Annotated in this window: 14 protein-coding genes and 1 pseudogene; 10 read left to right on the top strand and 5 right to left on the bottom strand. The window is 61.1% G+C overall.

Going from position 1 to position 16,905, the window contains the following annotated elements:
- Positions 1-2: 2 nt before the first annotated feature.
- Both azu and ggt read right to left on the bottom strand, forming a co-directional pair.
- Positions 3-500 (bottom strand): azurin, encoded by a 498-nt coding sequence (gene azu, locus LG374_RS10915; RefSeq protein WP_225757725.1) that lies wholly within the window; start codon positions 498-500, stop codon positions 3-5.
- Positions 501-651: 151 nt separating this feature from the next.
- Complete coding sequence (gene ggt, locus LG374_RS10910) at positions 652-2,406, bottom strand: gamma-glutamyltransferase (RefSeq protein ID WP_225757724.1); 1,755 nt, start codon at positions 2,404-2,406, stop codon at positions 652-654.
- Positions 2,407-2,624: 218 nt separating this feature from the next.
- On the opposite strand from ggt, the gene lipA reads away from it, so the two are divergent.
- From lipA to aat, 5 genes are all read left to right on the top strand, one after another.
- Entirely contained in the window at positions 2,625-3,605 is a 981-nt protein-coding gene (gene lipA / locus LG374_RS10905; protein ID WP_225757723.1) for a lipoyl synthase, read from the top strand.
- A complete protein-coding gene (gene cmoA, locus LG374_RS10900; protein WP_225757722.1) occupies positions 3,605-4,318 on the top strand; it encodes a carboxy-S-adenosyl-L-methionine synthase CmoA in 714 nt (237 codons plus the stop codon). Before lipA ends, cmoA begins: the two co-directional genes overlap by 1 nt.
- A 48-nt stretch (positions 4,319-4,366) precedes the next feature.
- On the top strand, positions 4,367-4,513 hold the full coding sequence (locus LG374_RS10895) for a hypothetical protein (protein ID WP_225757721.1): 147 nt from the start codon (positions 4,367-4,369) through the stop codon (positions 4,511-4,513).
- A 179-nt stretch (positions 4,514-4,692) separates the two neighbouring features.
- Positions 4,693-5,052, top strand: coding sequence for a YbaN family protein (locus LG374_RS10890; RefSeq protein WP_225757720.1), 360 nt, complete (start codon positions 4,693-4,695; stop codon positions 5,050-5,052).
- A 2-nt stretch (positions 5,053-5,054) separates the two neighbouring features.
- On the top strand, positions 5,055-5,711 hold the full coding sequence (gene aat, locus LG374_RS10885) for a leucyl/phenylalanyl-tRNA--protein transferase (protein ID WP_225757719.1): 657 nt from the start codon (positions 5,055-5,057) through the stop codon (positions 5,709-5,711).
- A gap of 109 nt (positions 5,712-5,820) precedes the next feature.
- On the opposite strand, the gene LG374_RS10880 is transcribed toward aat, so the two are convergent.
- Both LG374_RS10880 and LG374_RS10875 read right to left on the bottom strand, forming a co-directional pair.
- Positions 5,821-6,426, bottom strand: coding sequence for an apolipoprotein A1/A4/E family protein (locus LG374_RS10880; RefSeq protein WP_225757718.1), 606 nt, complete (start codon positions 6,424-6,426; stop codon positions 5,821-5,823).
- A 110-nt stretch (positions 6,427-6,536) separates the two neighbouring features.
- Positions 6,537-6,695, bottom strand: coding sequence for a hypothetical protein (locus LG374_RS10875; RefSeq protein WP_225757717.1), 159 nt, complete (start codon positions 6,693-6,695; stop codon positions 6,537-6,539).
- Positions 6,696-6,731: 36 nt separating this feature from the next.
- Between LG374_RS10875 and glnE the strand changes: the two genes are divergently transcribed.
- The 4 genes and pseudogenes from glnE to LG374_RS10855 all read left to right on the top strand — a co-directional run bounded on the left by glnE (position 6,732) and on the right by LG374_RS10855 (position 14,833).
- A complete protein-coding gene (gene glnE, locus LG374_RS10870) occupies positions 6,732-9,473 on the top strand; it encodes a bifunctional [glutamate--ammonia ligase]-adenylyl-L-tyrosine phosphorylase/[glutamate--ammonia-ligase] adenylyltransferase (RefSeq protein ID WP_225757716.1) in 2,742 nt (913 codons plus the stop codon).
- A 650-nt stretch (positions 9,474-10,123) separates the two neighbouring features.
- Positions 10,124-11,639: pseudogene (locus tag LG374_RS10865) on the top strand (ATP-binding cassette domain-containing protein); the annotation flags it as partial.
- A gap of 759 nt (positions 11,640-12,398) precedes the next feature.
- On the top strand, positions 12,399-13,709 hold the full coding sequence (locus tag LG374_RS10860; RefSeq protein ID WP_225758024.1) for an ABC transporter permease: 1,311 nt from the start codon (positions 12,399-12,401) through the stop codon (positions 13,707-13,709).
- 2 nt (positions 13,710-13,711) lie between these two features.
- Entirely contained in the window at positions 13,712-14,833 is a 1,122-nt protein-coding gene (locus LG374_RS10855) for an ABC transporter permease (RefSeq protein WP_225757715.1), read from the top strand.
- Positions 14,834-14,935: 102 nt separating this feature from the next.
- On the opposite strand, the gene LG374_RS10850 is transcribed toward LG374_RS10855, so the two are convergent.
- Positions 14,936-15,226, bottom strand: a complete 291-nt coding sequence (locus tag LG374_RS10850; RefSeq protein ID WP_225757714.1) for a DUF1330 domain-containing protein — start codon at positions 15,224-15,226, stop codon at positions 14,936-14,938.
- A gap of 174 nt (positions 15,227-15,400) precedes the next feature.
- Between LG374_RS10850 and LG374_RS10845 the strand changes: the two genes are divergently transcribed.
- The gene (locus tag LG374_RS10845) at positions 15,401-16,864 is read left to right on the top strand and encodes an efflux transporter outer membrane subunit (RefSeq protein WP_225757713.1); all 1,464 of its coding nucleotides are present in this window, start codon (positions 15,401-15,403) and stop codon (positions 16,862-16,864) included.
- Positions 16,865-16,905: the final 41 nt, after the last annotated feature.

Raw genomic sequence — 16,905 nt, 5'->3', positions numbered from 1 at the left:
ATTTATTCGACGATGACTTTACCGCGCATGACGGCGTAGTGCCCCGGGAAAGAGCAGAAGAAGTCATAGTCGCCTTTGGCTTCAAACACGTCAGTCTTGAAGGTGACATCGGTTTTTTCGCCACCGCCAATGAGCTTGGTGTGAGCGATTACTTTGCCGCCTTCTTCATCCACGTAGTTTTTGCTCGGGCCGGCTTTAATGCCTGCTTGTGCGGCAGCATCCACATCGGCGGTTTTGGTGATAACGACGTTGTGGCCCATTGCAGCGGCAGGCAGCTTGCCAACGTGGTCAAGCTCTACGGTGAATTCCGGGCAGGCGGCTTTGTTGATCTTGAATTCTTTCAGGTCGAATTTCATCGCATCGTCGGCCTTCAGCACGACTTTGCAATCACCACCGGCAGCGGCCGGAGCAGCAGCGCCTTCGGTAGGTTTGGCAGCGTCTTCAGCGAGAGCGCCGACGCTCATCAGGGCGACAATAGCGGGGATCATCAGTTTTTTCATGGTGTGTACCTCTTGAGTTGAAGGGGGAAGGAAAATTCGCGGCGCATGGTAGGAGGGCACCCGGCAAAATGCAATCCGTTCGCGCTTGTATTGCGTGAATGTCACACTTTTGCACAACGTTGTTCACACACTGTCACAGCCGCGTTTCCATTTAATAACCGAGCGTGGCTGCATCCTGAATACGCGGGTCGGAGGCACCGTACAACCCTTCCGGCGTCACCATGATGGATTGCGTTGACCCCATCGTTGCCTTGCGCACCACGGTATGCCCCATGCCTTCCAGCAAACGGATGGTATCGTCGTTCAGCGCATGTTCGACGCGGATTTCATCCGGCGTCCACTGATCATGCATGCGCGGCGCGTTAGTCGCTTCGGCGATATTCATGTCGTGATCAATGACGTTGCTGATGATTTGCAGCACGGTTGAGATGATGCGGCTACCGCCCGGGCTGCCGGTAACGAGGAAGGGCTTGCCGTCCTTGAAGACGATGGTTGGGCTCATCGACGACAGCGGCCGCTTGCCCGCCTGCACCGCATTGGCATCGCCGCCGATCAGGCCGTAACCGTTCGGCACGCCGGGTTTGGCGGAGAAATCGTCCATTTCGTTATTGAGCAGGATACCTGTGCCTTCCGCAACCAGCCCCGTGCCGTAGCTGAAATTCAGGGTGTAGGTGTTGGAAACTGCATTGCCGTTTTTATCAACGACGGAGTAATGCGTGGTCTGATCGCTTTCGTACGGTAGCGGATTGCCGTGGCGGATCTCCGCCCCGGGGCGCGCCTTCTTGTCGTCAATCTGCTGACGCAATGTAGCAGCATAGTCCTTGTTGATCAGCCCGGCGACCGGCACCTTGACGAAATCCGGATCGCCGAGATACTCCGCGCGGTCGGCATAGGCGGGCTTCATCGCTTCGGCAAGGCGGTGGATCGTCTGTGCGGTATTGGCGCCGGAAGCGCGCAGGTCATAACCTTCGAGAATATTCAGAATCTGGATGATGTGAATCCCGCCCGATGACGGCGGCGGCATGGAAACCACCTCATAGCCGCGATAGGTGCCACGTACCGGCACGCGTTCCACCGCTTTGTAATCGCGCAAATCAGCGGCGGTCATGCTACCGCCCGCGCCCTGCACGGCAGCGACAATCTTCTCGGCCGTCTCCCCCTGATAAAAGCCGTCGCGTCCGTCTTTGGCGATGCGGCGCAGGGCAGCGGCAAGTTCCGGCTGTTTCAGCACCTCACCGGGCTGCAAGGCGCTGCCGTCGGGGTGGAAGAAAATCTTGGCGGTGGAAGGCCAGCGGCGCATCCGCTCGGACAATCCCGTGAGCGAGGTGGACAAGCCCGGCGTCACCACAAACCCTTCCTCAGCCAGACGAATGGCCGGGGCCAGTACCTGCTCGCGCGACATTGTGCCGTGCTTTTCCAGCGCGAGCAGCAGCCCGTCCACCGTACCCGGCACGCCGACAGCAAGACCGTGATAACGCGAGCGTTCCTCAACCGCTTCGCCCTTTTCGTCCAGATACATGTCACGGAATGCCGCCTGCGGCGCCTTTTCGCGATAATCGATGGCAACCGTTTCCTGCTTCTGCGCATCGTGAATAAGCATGAAACCGCCACCGCCGATATTACCGGCACGCGGCAAAGTGACGGCCAGCGCAAAACCGACGCCGACGGCAGCATCCACGGCATTACCGCCCTGCTGCAAAATATCGCGGCCAACGACGGAAGCCAGCGCCTCTTGCGAAGCGACCATGCCATTTTTTGCCCAGACGGGGTGCTGGATGGCGTTTTCCGAAAAAATCGCCTCACTGGCCTGCGACGCAGGCGCGGGGCCTTGCAGTGCCGTAACATGCAGCGAGAGCGACATCGCCGCGACCAGCGCGGCCAGTTTCAACATACGGGTAGAAGACATAAAACAGTTCCTCGTGGTGGATGGCCGGACAATCCCGGCCAAAGCAGATTACGACGTGAACCCGCCGTGGGCAAGCACCGCCGGGCGAGGCGACAGGTTCCGTTTTCCCTCTTGTGGTTTTTGCCAGAGCCGCTTGCGTGACATCAAGCCATCCCCCACGGCGATACACAGGCTGCGTTAAAATAAGCGACATAAACCAGTTTCCAAGGATAACCATCATGAGCGACAACGAGCAGACAGAACCGGTCGTCTTCAAACCGAAGGCCATGGGCGTCAAGAAAAAAGGCGCGGAAAAGATTCGCCAGATTGCGGAAAACACCGACCACGTCGGCGAAGAACGCCTGCGCAAGCCGCGCTGGATACGCGCCCAATTCCCCGGCGGCGAAGAAGTGCAGCGGATGAAGGCGCTGATGCGCGAGCAGAAACTGCACAGCGTCTGCGAAGAAGCCTCCTGCCCGAACATCGGCGAATGCTTCCGCCACAGCACGGCCTCGTTCATGATCATGGGCGACATCTGCACACGCCGCTGCCCGTTCTGCGATGTGGGTCATGGCCGCCCCAACCCGCTGGATGCGATGGAACCCATCCACCTCGCCGAAACCGTGCGCAACCTCGGTCTGCACCACGTCGTCATCACCTCGGTGGACCGCGATGACCTGCTTGACGGCGGCGCGGCACACTTTGCCGCCTGCGTGCGCGAAATCCGCCGTCAGGCACCACGCATGACCGTGGAAATCCTCACCCCCGACTTTCGCGGCCGCATGGAAAAAGCCCTCGAAATCCTGCGTCACACCCCGCCCGACATCTTCAATCACAACCTCGAAACCGTTAAACGGCTGTACGAAGAAGTGCGCCCCGGTGCGAATTACGAGCACTCACTGGAACTTTTGCGCGCATACAAAAAAGTGAGCAACAAACCCGTCATCACCAAATCGGGGCTGATGGTCGGCCTTGGCGAAGAAGTGGAGGAAATCCTCGCCGTGATGGAAGACCTGCGCCGCCACGACGTGCAGATGCTGACCGTCGGCCAGTACCTGCAACCCTCGGTACACCACCTGCCGGTCAAGCGCTACTACACGCCGGAAGAATTCCAGATCTTCACCGACGAAGGCCTGAAAATGGGCTTTACCCACGTCGCCTCCGGGCCGATGGTGCGTTCCTCCTTCCATGCCGACATGTCGGCGAAGGCCGTCCTCTGATGAGCGGCTACAACCGCGACGACCTCTACGATCGCCCACAGGCAGTCGTCGATTTCCGCTTTGACGAACGCACCGCCGCCGTCTTCCCCGACATGATCCACCGCTCCGTGCCGGGTTATGCGACGCTGCTGCAACTCTTTGCCGTCATCGGCGCGAGCATCGTACCGCCGGGTGGGCGGGTGTACGACCTCGGCTGCGCCCTCGGCGGTGCCAGCATTGCCCTGCAACAGCAGATGACGGCAGACGCCACCATCATCGCCGTGGACAATTCAGCGGCAATGACCGACCGCCTCACTGCCTACGTTGCCGGCGCCGGCATCGCCAACATCTGCGTCGAACAGGCGGACATCACCACACTTGAACTCGCCCCCGCCGACCTCGTCCTCATGACCTTCACCCTGCAATTTATCCCGCCGCAAGCACGCGACGCCCTCCTTGCCCGCATCCATCGCGCCCTGCGCCCCGGCGGCGCACTGCTGCTTGCAGAAAAAACCCGCCCGGATGATGACCGCCTGCGACTCTGGCACGAAGCCTTCAAAGCCTCACAGGGCTACTCACAACTGGCCATCGCGCAAAAACGCGAATCGCTGGAACACGTCATGCAGACCGACCGCTACGCCACAGTAGAAGAGCGCCTGCACCGCGCCGGCTTCAGCGACATTACGCCGTGCTTCCGCGCCCTGCCCTTCTGCGCCTGGGTGGCTATGGCATAAGCGGGATGAGGCGTATCCTTGCCACCCACCTACGCGCAGGGAGACCCCATGAAAACCATTCGCCGAATCCTCGCCTTCCTCATCGCCGCCATCCTCGCCGTTCTCAAAGGCATCTGGCGCCTTTTCCGTGCCATCTTCCGCTTCATTTGGGACGACATCCTCGGCGGCATCATCAATTGGCTGTTTGGCAACTAAATCAAGGCGTATCAACAGCGGCGCACATATACACGCGATAAAACCCAAAAAATCACCAGCAGCGGGGCCTTTTCCCCATCACCTATCAAAAAACCACAACCTTTTGAAAAACAAAAATAAATTTCCAAAATCACCGATATGGCGCGTAAAATGCAGCCAAGCCACCAGCCAACTGCACCATGCAACGCCACCTCTGGACACTTGCGGGCTGTCTCGCCTTCATCCTCGGACTCATCGGCATCCCGCTCCCCTTCCTGCCGACCGTCCCCTTCCTCATCCTCGCCGCATGGTGCTGGGCAAAAGGCAGCCCGCGTTTTCACCACTGGCTCACCACCCATCCTCACCTCGGCCCGCCGATTGCCGCCTGGCGTACCCGCCGCGTCGTGCCTTACCGCGCTAAAACCCTTGCCATCCTCATGCTCGCTGCCTCACTCAGCGGCGGCATCTACCTGCTCAATAACAACGACCACCTAAAACTGGCGTTCGCCCTCATCATCCTGGCCCTGATGCTGTGGGTGCGCCGCCTGCCGGAGGCATAACCATGACAGAACACCGCTTCCCCAACCCCGAGCGCGCTGACCACCACGGCCTGCTCGCCCACAGCGACAGCATTGACGCCGGACTCGTCTTTTCTGCGCACAGCGAAGGCGTTTTTCCCTGGTATGACAGCGGCGACCCCGTCCTGTGGTGGAGTCCTGACCCGCGCGGCATCATCCCGACCGATGGCGTGCACGTGAGCCGCAGCCTGCGCAAACAGCTGCGCACCATGCCGTACCACCTGACCCTCGATACCGCCTTTGTCCGCGTCATCGACTACTGCGCCAACGTCCACGGCGACAGCTGGATCACCGTCGACATCCGCCGCTGCTACACCGAACTCTACCGCCAGGGCCGCGCGCACAGCTGCGAACTCTGGCACGGCGATTCCCTCATCGGCGGCATGTACGGCGTCGGCCTGGAGCGCATCTTCTGCGGCGAATCCATGTTCAGCCTGCGTCCGTCGGCGTCAAAAATCGTCCTTGTCCGCCTCTGCCAATACCTCGCCCGCCTCGGCATCGACACCCTCGATACCCAATTCCTCACGCCGCACCTCATCAGCATGGGCGGCATCCATATCCCGCGCCGCGACTACCTCGCCCGCCTCACCGACAACCCCGACGCCCACCGTGGCCGCTGGCAGTGGCAGGAAACGGGATAAATACCGGTTTTGTCGCTCTTCAAGAAGTTCATAATAAAAAGGCCACCTAAAAAAGTGGCCTTTTGCAGTTGAGTATTACGAATTTGCAGAATAAGAGATAAATCTGAGACTATTTTTTTACGGCATCTTTTATATCAGACCATTTATCTGCGACAGCCTCTTTAGCATCAGACAACTTATCGGCTGCCGCATCTTTAGCGTCAGACAGCTTATCGGCTGCTGCATCTTTGGTGTCGGTAAATTTATCTACCACGGCATCTTTAGCATCAGACAGCTTATCTGCAGCCGCATCTTTGATGTCGGTAAATTTATCTACCACAGCATCTTTAGCGTCAGACAACTTATCTGCAGCCGCATCTTTGATGTCGGTGAATTTATCTACCACGGCATCTTTAGCATCAGACAGCTTATCTGCAGCCGCATCTTTAGCATCAGACAGCTTATCTGCAGCATCAGATAACTTATCTGCTGCCGCATCTTTGATGTCGGTGAATTTATCTACCACGGCATCTTTCACATCAGACAATTTATCTGCTACCGCATCTTTGATGTCGGTGAATTTATCTACCACGGCATCTTTCACATCTGACAGTTTTTCTACAGTAGCGTCTTTTACATCTGTAAAAGTATCAGAAATAGTTTCACTTACTTTTGAAACATTATCGGTTGAGGAATTATTACCAACGTTTGTATTGGCAGAGTGTTTATTTTCCATAGTAGGCTCCTAATGTTTGCATATTATTTTTTGATGCTTTGCTTTCAGCACACATTTATCGACTTAAGATGATTACGCTGTCGATAAATTTGAATATACCAATATTTTTGTTAAATTTCCATGTTTTTTCTTTTTTTTTGTGAAATATCATATCCATTTTCACAAAAAGCCACGAAAACCGCCTGCCAAGCGAGATAAAACCCAGGTTTGTCGCCAGGATAGACAAAATCTGTGACCCAAATACCTGCCCAAACAAGGCGGGCGCGCACTACACTATCCCCTCTTTTCTAACCCACTCGCCGCCCATGACCCGCCCCGACCTCGCCCGCCTCTACCAAGCCAGCCCCTACGCCGCCGCCCAACTCGAACGCCACCCTGACTGGCTGGCCGACCTTGACCTCGCTGCCAGTCCCGGCGAAGACTACCGCGCCACTTACGCCGCCGAAAACCCGCCGCCGGAAGACGAAGCGACGCTGATGCGGCAACTGCGCCAGTACAAACACCGCCGGCAAATCCGCCACATCCACGCCATCGTGAATGGCCACATCGACGAACCCACCTTCCTCGCCCGCACCAGCGCGCTCGCCGAAACCCTGATTGCCGCCGCGCACGACTGGCAATTCGCCGCCCACTGCGCCCGTTACGGCACCCCGCTGGATAGCGACGGCAAACCCATGCCCATGCTCATCCTCGGCATGGGCAAACTCGGCGGAGGCGAACTCAACTTCTCCTCCGACATCGACCTCATCTACGCCTACCGCGCAAACGGCACAACAAGCGGCGGACGCAAACCCGAAGAACACGAAACCTGGTACCGCAAACTCGCGCAGCGCCTCATCCACACCCTCGACGCCGTGACAGAAGACGGCAACGTTTACCGCGTGGACATGCGCCTGCGCCCCTTCGGCCAGACCGGCCCGCTCGCCCTGACTTTCGCCGCGATGGAACAGTACTACCTCATCCACGGCCGCGACTGGGAACGCTACGCCCTGATGAAAGCCCGCCCCGTCGCCGGCGACATCGACGGCGGCCGCGAACTGCTCGCCACCCTGCGCCCCTTCACCTACCGCCGCTACCTCGACTACGCCGCCCTGAACGCCCTGGCCGACATGAAACAAAGCATCAACCGGCAAATCCGCGAAGAAGGCATGGAACGCCACATCAAACTCGGCGCGGGCGGCATCCGCGAAGCCGAATTCACCGTGCAGGCCATCCAGATGATCTACGGCGGCCAATACCCGGCACTACAAACCCCGTCACTCCTCACCGCCCTCGACCACATCCGCGCGCGCGGCCTCATGTCCGCCGCCGACACACAGGCCCTGCAAGACGCCTACCTCACCCTGCGCAGCGTCGAAAACGCCCTGCAATACCGCGACGACCAACAAACCCACAGCCTGCCGGACAACGATGACGACAACACCTGGCAGCGCCTCGCCACCGCCTGCCACGCCGAAAACATCCCCGCCCTGCAAACGCGCATCCAGCAGGCGCGCGACACCATCCACCAGCACTACACTGCAACCATCGCCGACGAAGACACCCCCGCGCCCGACCCCATCGCTGACGACCTCGCCGCCGTGGATTGGGCCGACCCGGACGACGCCCACCTCGCGCGCTGGCTTGACGACAACATCCGCGACAACAACAGCCGCACCCAAATCGCCGCCGCCCTCGCCGCCTACACCCGTGCCAACAACTGGCACCGCCTGCCACAGCAAACCAACAACCGCCTGCACCGCCTCATCCCCGCTGTCCTCAGCCAGGCCGTACAAAACGCCCAGCTTGACGGCCTCGCCGGCATCCTCGACCTCATCACCGCCGTCAGCGGCCGCAACAACTACATCACCCTGCTCACCGAACAACCCGCGCTCACCAACCACCTGCTCAACATCGCCGCCAACGCCGCCTGGCTCATCCACTACATCGCCGCGCACCCGCTTGTCCTCGACGACCTCAACAACGAACGCCGCCTGCCGCCGGGCCGCACCGCCCTGCAACAAGACCTCACCGCGCGCCTGCAAAACATCGACGACGAAGAAACCTGGCAACACGCCCTGCGCGACTACAAACACGTCCAGACCTTCAAAACCGCCTGGGCGGACATCCACGGTCACCTGCCGCTGATGCAAGTGAGCGACCAACTCAGCCACATCGCCGAAACCACCCTGCAAGCCGCGCTCGAACACGCCGAACACACCCTGCGCGAAAAACACGGCATCCCGCGCAAAGCCGACGGCAGCCCGGCCGAAATCGCCATCATCGGCTACGGCAAACTGGGCGGCCTCGAACTCGGCTACGGCTCAGACCTCGACATCATCTACCTCTACGACGACGGCGACACGGACGGCATGACCGACGGCGAAAAACCCATCGACAACCAGCGCTACTACACCCGCCTCGCCCAACGCACCAGCAACCTGCTCGGCGCCGCTAGCAGCAACGGCACCATCTACACCATCGATACTCGCCTGCGTCCCGGCGGGGCAAGCGGCCTGCCCGCCGTCAGCATCCAGGGATTCGCCCGCTACCAGCGCGAAAACGCCTGGACCTGGGAACACCAGGCACTCACCCGCAGCCGCGCCGTGGCGGGGAGCCCTGCCCTTGGTGAACGTTACACCCGCCTGCGCCACGAACTGCTCACCCGTCCGGCCAAAGCGACCCTGCGCGAAGACATCCTCGCCATGCGGCAAAAAATGCACGACAACGCCGCGCCACTGCCGCCGGACACCTTCCACCTCAAACAAAGCGCGGGCGGCCTCATCGACATCGAATTCATCGTCCAATACCTGCTGCTCGCCCACGGCGAGGCAGAACCCATCCTCAGCCGCATGAGCGACAACATCCGCCAACTCGCCGCACTGGAAGCCACCGGCATCCTCACCTCATCGCAGGCCATGACCCTGCGTGACGCCTACCGCAAACTACGCGCGGAAGCCCACCACCGCCAGCTGAACGACCGCGACAAACGCGTTCCCGCCGCCCCCTGGCAAGCACTGCGCGACCACATCTGCGCCATCTGGCGCGACATCTTCGCCCTCAACTGAAAACGGGTATTACGCCGCTTGGCGGCCGCCCGCAAACCCAGTATCTATCCCGCTCAAACCAGAAAGCTGCACCAACAAGCCCTTGCCCCGTGGGAGAGGGGTTGGGGAGAGGGTTAGACAAACTGCGCAGCAACAAAACCCAGGCTTTATCCCGTTTGGTGGTCTACCACGAACCCAGCATCTATCCCGCTCGGCGGCCTGCCACGAGCCCAGAAGCCAGAAAGCTGCACCAACAAGCCCTTGCCCCGTGGGAAAGAGGTTGGGGAGAGGGTTAGACAAACTGCGCAGCGACAAAACCCAGGATCTATCCCGCTTGGCGGCCTGCCACGAGCCCAGTATCTATCCCGCTTGACGTGTGTCCACAAACCAGAAAACCGCGCCAACAAGCCCCTCGCCCCGTGGGAGAGAGGTTGGGGAGAGGGTTAGACAAACTGCGCAGCGACAAAACCCAAGCTTTATCCCGCTTGGTGGTCTACCATGAGCCCAGCATCTATCCCGCTCGGCGGAGCCAGCAATTACCTCGCTTGGCGGACTTTAGCCCACCATCCGCATGAAGCATCCTCCATCACAGCAAATAACCGTCCAAGCGTCGTTGGACAACCGTCCAATGCCGCACTATACTCTTGGACAATTGTCCAAACGACCTGACCATGACCGCCATCACCATTAACCACCTCACCCACCGCTACGGCAAAACCACCGCACTGGACAACATCAGCCTCACCCTGCCGCGCGGGGCGACCGTCGGCCTCATCGGCCCGGACGGCGTCGGCAAAAGCACCCTGCTCGGCATCATCGCCGGCGTGCGCCGCATCCAGAGCGGGCAAGTGCGCGTCCTTGACGGCGACATGACCCGCGCGCGCGACCGCCTTGCCCTCTCGCACCGCATCGCCTACATGCCGCAAGGACTGGGGCGCAATCTCTACCCCACCCTCAGCGTTTACGAAAACATCGACTTCCACGCCCGCCTCTTCGGCCTTGAACGCCGCGAACGCCGTGCGCGCATCCAGCGCCTCCTGGACGCGACCGGCCTCGCCCCCTTCCCCGACCGCGCCGCCGGCAAACTCTCCGGCGGGATGAAACAAAAAGTCAGCCTCTGCTGCGCCCTCGTCCACTCGCCCGACCTGCTCATCCTTGACGAACCCACCACCGGCGTTGATCCCCTGTCGCGCCGCCAGTTCTGGGCGCTGGTGCACGACCTGCAACAAGAAACCACGGGCATGACCACCCTCGTCGCCACCGCCTACATCGAAGAAGCCGAACAATTCCGGCAACTGCTGGCGATGGACGCGGGCAAACTGCTCATCAACGCGCCGACCGCTGCCACCATGCGCGACTACGGCTGCGCCACCCTCGAAGAAACCTACATCAAACTGCTGCCGCCGGAAAAACAACAAGGCACCGGCGGCCTCAACCCCACCCCCTTCGTTCCCGATCCACGCCCCGCCCGCCATCGAAGCACACAGCCTCACCAAAACCTTTGGCGACTTCACCGCCGTGGATCACGTCAGCTTCACCATCGAAAAAGGCGAAATCTTCGGCTTCCTCGGCAGCAACGGCTGCGGCAAAACCACCACCATGAAAATGCTCACTGGCCTCTTGCAGGCCAGCAGTGGCAGCGCCGAACTCCTCGGTGCACCGGTGGACGCAGGCAGCGTCGCCACCCGGATGCGCGTCGGCTACATGTCGCAAGCCTTCAGCCTTTACGAAGAACTCACCGTGCGGCAAAACCTCGAACTGCACGCCCGCCTCTACCGCTTGGGCGCGGGCAGCAAAGCCGCCATCAGCGAAGCACTCACCCAATACGACCTCGCCACCGTCGCCGAACAAAAACCCGCTGCCCTGCCGCTTGGCATCCGCCAGCGCCTGCAACTCGCCGCTGCCTGCCTGCACCGCCCTGAAGTGCTCATCCTCGACGAACCCACTTCCGGCGTGGATCCTGCCGCGCGCGACATGTTCTGGCGACACCTACTGCGCATGTCGCGTGAAGACAAAATCACCATCTTCGTCTCCACCCACTTCATGAACGAAGCGGCTAGGTGCGACCGCATCTCCTTCATGCACCAGGGCCGCGTGCTGGCCGTGGGCAGCCCCGCCGCCCTCACCGCACAAAGCGGCGCGCCCAACCTCGAAGAAGCCTTCATCGCCTACCTGATAGCGGATGAAAAACAGCAGAACCCGATAAATACGTCGCTTGGCACCCCATCCACCGAAACCGTAGGGTGGGCTTCAGCCCACCAGACAAATCCCGCAGACGCCACACCAAGCAGCAATAGCCCAGAAAAGCCCGCCAATACCCCGCTTGATGCCACAAACCCGGCAAATACCCCGCTTGATGCCGCAAACCCTGCAAACATCCCGCTTGATACCACCACGGCCTTTATCCACGCCGCTGACCCTATCCCGCATCCGCAGGACATCGCTGCCACCAGTCTAAAACACCCCCACCCCAACCTTCCCCCGCCAGCGGGGGAGGGAGCAGATAGAACCCCGCTTGGCACCCCATCCATAGAAACCGTAGGGGGAGCAACCTTCGTTGAGAATATTGCCCACGCGGAAAACCCAGTAACTACCCCGCTTGACGCTGCAAACCCGGTAAATACGCCGCTCAATGCCACCGCACCAGCCGCCGACACAGAAACCATCCCTTCCCCCGCTTGCGGAGGAAGGTGGCCGGAGGCCGGAAGGGGGGAAACAGCAAACTCAACAACCATCCCGCTTGACGGCACAAACCCGATAAATACACCGCTCAACGCCACCGCACCAGCCGCCGACACAGAAACCATCCCTTCCCCCGCTTGCGGGGGAAGGTGGCCGGAGGCCGGAAGGGGGGAAACAGCAAACCCGGCAAACATCCCGCCTGATGCCGCCACTAAGCCAACCGCTGACACAGAAAAGCCCCTCCCCTACGAGGGAGGGGGTGGGGTGGGGGTAACAGACAATCCCGCCGCCGTAACAAACGCTTCAACTATCCCGCTTAACGGCGCGAACCCAGCGAACACCCCGCTTGACGCTGCAAACCCAGTAAATACCTCACTTGACGGCGCGAACCCAGCAACCACCCCGCCTGACGCCGCAAACCCAGCAACCCCGCTTTCCACCTCCACCCTGCGCTACTGGTTCGCCACCACCTGGACCTTTGCCCGCCGCGAAGGCACAGAACTGCTGCGCGACCACGTCCGCACCTTCTTTGCCCTCTTTGGCCCGATTATCCTTATGACCGCCATCACCTGGGGCGTCTCCTTCGATATCAAAAACCTCACCTACGCCGTCCTCGACCACGACCACAGCGCCGAAAGCCGCGCCATCATCGAGCCACTCGCCGGTTCGCGTTACTTCAACGAACTGTCGCCGCTGACCGACGAAAGCCAACTACTCGACCGCCTCGCCAGCCGCGAAGCCAAACTCACCATCGACATCCCGCCCAACTTTGGTCGCGACCTGCTACGCGAGCGGCGGCCAGAAATCCACTACCACATCGACGGCGCCGAATCCTTCAACGCCGCCAATATCAACGCCTACATCCCCGCCATCCTCGCCGCTTACACCCACGAACAGACGCGCGCGCGCGGCATCGCCCTGCCGCCGCCCGCTGCCTCGCTCGAACCCCGCTACGCCTACAACCAGGACTTCAAAAGCGTGAACGCCATCGCCCCCGGCGTCCTCATGCTCGCCCTCACCCTCTTTCCGGCGATGATGGCCGCTGTCGGCGTCGTCCGCGAACGCGAAATCGGCAGCATCGCCAACTACTACACCTCGCCCGCCAGCCGCCTGCAATACCTCGTCGGCAAACAACTCCCCTACATCGCCACCGCCATGCTGAGTTTCGCCATCCTCTACCTGATGATGCGCTACTGGTTCGGCCTGCCGATGAAAGGCTCGCTCGCCGCCCTCACCCTCGCCACCCTGCTGATGAGCTGCACCTCGACTGCCATCGGCCTGCTCTTCTCCACCTTCACCCGCTCGCAAGTCGCCGCCATCTTCCTCACCGCCATCGCCACCATCATGCCGGCGCTGAACTTCTCCGGCTTCCTCGTCCCCGTCTCGGCGCTTGAAGGCGGCGCGCATATCTTCGGCAAAATCATCCCCTCCACCTGGTACGCCGTGACCACCACCGGCACCTTCAGCAAAGGCCTCGGCGTCCATGAACTGCACCGGGAAATCCTGCTGCTCGCGCTCTACTACGCCCTCTTCCTCACCGCCGCCTGCCTCAACCTGAAAAAGCAGGAAAAATGACCATGAACACCCTGAAAAACATCCTCACCCTCGCCGGCAAAGAACTGCGCAGCCTGCTCGGTGACCCCATCCTTATCATCCTCACCCTCTACATGTACACCGGCGTCGTCATTGCCATGAGCCAGAGCAACACCGACCTCAAACACGCCGCCGTCGCCGTCATCGACGAAGACCACAGCACCCTCTCCTACCGCATCCGCGACGCCATCCTGCCGCCCTACTTCCAGTCTCCCGTGGAAATCACGCGCGACAGCGCCGACAGCCACATGGACAAAGGCGACTACACCTTCATCATCGACATCCCGCCCAACTACGAGCGCGACATCCTGCAAAACCGCAGCCCGCAGGCACAACTCACCATCGATGCCACCCGTATGAGCCAAGGCGGCGTCGGCGCTGCCTACCTCAGCCAAATCCACAACCGCGAAGTGAACCGCTTCCTCGGCCGCCCGGACGACGCCAGCCTCCTGCCCATCCGCCCCGTCCTGCGCACCCACTACAACCCCAACAGCGAAAACGCCTACCAAATGCCCGTCGCCGCCCTCGGCACCGCCACCCTGCTTCTTTTCCTCCTCCTCATCGGCGCCGCCGTCATCCGCGAGCGCGAACACGGCACCCTCGAACACCTCCTCGTCATGCCCGTTACCCCGCCGGAAATCATGCTCGCCAAAATCCTCGCCAACGGCGTCTTCATCCTCACCACCTCGACCGCCTCCCTGTGGTTCATCGTCCACATCACCCTCGGCATCCCCATCAACGGCAGCATCCCGCTCTACATCGCCGGCAGCGCCGTGTACCTCTTCTCCATCGCCTCGCTTGCCATCATGCTCGCCACCCTCACCCCCACCATGCAGCAATACAGCCTGCTCATGCTGCCCGTCTTCATCATCATGAACCTCTTCTCCGGCGCCGTGACCTCGCGCGTCAACATGCCGGACTTCACCCGCATCATCAGCGAATACTGGCCGCACACCCAATACACCCTCTTCAGCCAAAGCCTCATCTTTCGCGGCGCAGGCCTCGACACCCTCTGGCCGCAACTCCTCGCCATGGGCGTCGTCGGCGTACTCTTCCTCGGCTACGCCCTGCTGCGCTTCCGCAAAATGCTCGAACAACAGAACTGAACCATGACCACCGCACGCCCCCTCCAAACCGGGTACACAAAAAATCCCTTCCTCCGCAAGCAGGGGAAGGGATCCAAATGGCAGGAAGAAAACTGCCGGGCTTTAATCCACCCCTTCCAGCAACACCGCGCGGCCAAGCGTTGCCCTCAGGCGGATAGATTTGAACTGCCCGTACTCCGGGCTGCCGTACCACGCCTTTGCCGATGCCATATCGGGAAAACGCAATACCACCGAACCGTCGAAGTCGGCACCTTCCAAAGCCTCGTGCGCACCATTGGCAACCAGAATTTCGCCGCCGAACGGGGCGAGAGTGGGCACACCCAATTGCAGATAGCGGTCATAGGCGGCCTGATCTTTCATTTCATCGCGGATAAAAACAACGTAAGCAGACATAAATTTCCTCGTATTTGTGGAAGCCGCATCTTACCGCAAAGCGGCACAACAGCAGGACCCGATGCGGGAACCCCCAAAACCATCCCCCATTTACGTCGCGCGGTAACAGAAAGGGGATAAAACCCCGCTGAAAACCCGCCTGAAAACAAACAAACAACACAAAAGGAACCAACCATGACCCCTCGCCCCCTCCTCCTCACCCTCACCGCCGCGCTGCTTGCCGCCTGCCAAACCACCACCATCACCACCGCGAGCCGCGTCCCCCTGCCCACCGCCTACGACAGCGCCCCGGTAGCCGCCCAAACCGACGACATCAGCCGCTGGTGGCAGCAGTGGCAAGACCCCGTCCTTGACCGCCTCATCGCCCGCGCCCTCGCCCACAACCCCGACATCGCCATTGCCCGCAGCCGCCTGCAAGAAGCGCGCGCCATCGCCCGTCTCGCCGGCGCCGACCTCGGCCCGACCGCCGGCCTCGGCGCAAACGCCTACCGCCTCGACACCAACCTGCAAAACCCCATCAGCGCCGACACCCGCGCCCTCCTCGCGCAAAACCCGCTTGCGGGCAGCATCCGCGACAACCGCCTGCAAAAACACGCCGACATCCTCAGTCTCGGCCTCAGCGCCAGCTGGGAACCCGACCTCTTCGGACAAAAACAAAGCGACGCCGATGCCGCCCGCCACGCCGCCCTCGCGACCGCCGAACAAACCCACGCCGCGCAACTGCTCATCAGCGCCGAAATCGCCGACCAATACCACCGCGCCCGCGCCACCGAAGCCCGCAAACGCGCTGCCGACATCACCATTACCACCCTCGAACAACTCGCGCGCTACATCGAAGCACGCTACCAGGCCGGGCACACCACCGCCTACGAAAAAGACGAAATCCAGAGCCGCCTCAACGCTGCCAAAGCCAAACGCAGCACCCTGGATGCCGAAAAAAACGCCGCCGTGCGCGCCATCGCCATCCTCTGCGGCGACACCCCGCAACACTACCGCCTGCCGGACAGCCCGCGTGACACCCTTGCCCACCCGCCTGCCGCCCCGCGTGGCCAAACCCCGCAAGGCCTCATCGAACGCCGCCCCGACCTGCGTGCCCGTGCCGCCGAAACCCAGGCCTACGCCGCGAAACTCGCCAGCGCCAAAGCCGACCTCCTGCCGCGCATCAAACTCGACTTCCTCGGCCAGGGCATCCTCAACATTGACGGCGACCACGCCCTCAAAGGCTGGATGAGCCTGCTCACCGCCGGTATCCAGGTCCCGATCTACACCCACGGCAGAATCCAGGCCAACATCGACGCTGCCGACGCCCGCCTCAAAACCGCGCTGCTGCAATACGACCGCACCCTGCTACAAGCGCTGGCCGACGTCGATAACGCCTACCAGGGCGAAGCCGCCCTCGCCGAACAAGCGCAGCACCTCAGCGAAGCACTCGCAAACGCCGAACAACAGGCGGCGGATGCCGAAAAACTCTACCGCTACGGCAACAAAACCCTCGCCGAAGCGCTGACCGCCCGCCTGAATGCCGTGCAGACCGAAGAAGCCCTCATCCAGAACCGCCTCGCCCACGCGCAAATGCTCACCGCCCTCTACAAAGCCCTCGGTGGCGGCTGGACGGCAGACAGCACCCCCAACCCATAACCGCCACCAAGCGGGCTATAGAAAATAGCTTCATGACAAGG

This window comes from Cardiobacterium sp. Marseille-Q4385 (assembly GCF_916618745.1).
In the GTDB taxonomy this organism is placed as follows: domain Bacteria; phylum Pseudomonadota; class Gammaproteobacteria; order Cardiobacteriales; family Cardiobacteriaceae; genus Cardiobacterium.
The sequence above is the reverse complement of the archived record's forward strand: the minus strand, read 5'-3'. Positions and strand labels throughout refer to the sequence as shown.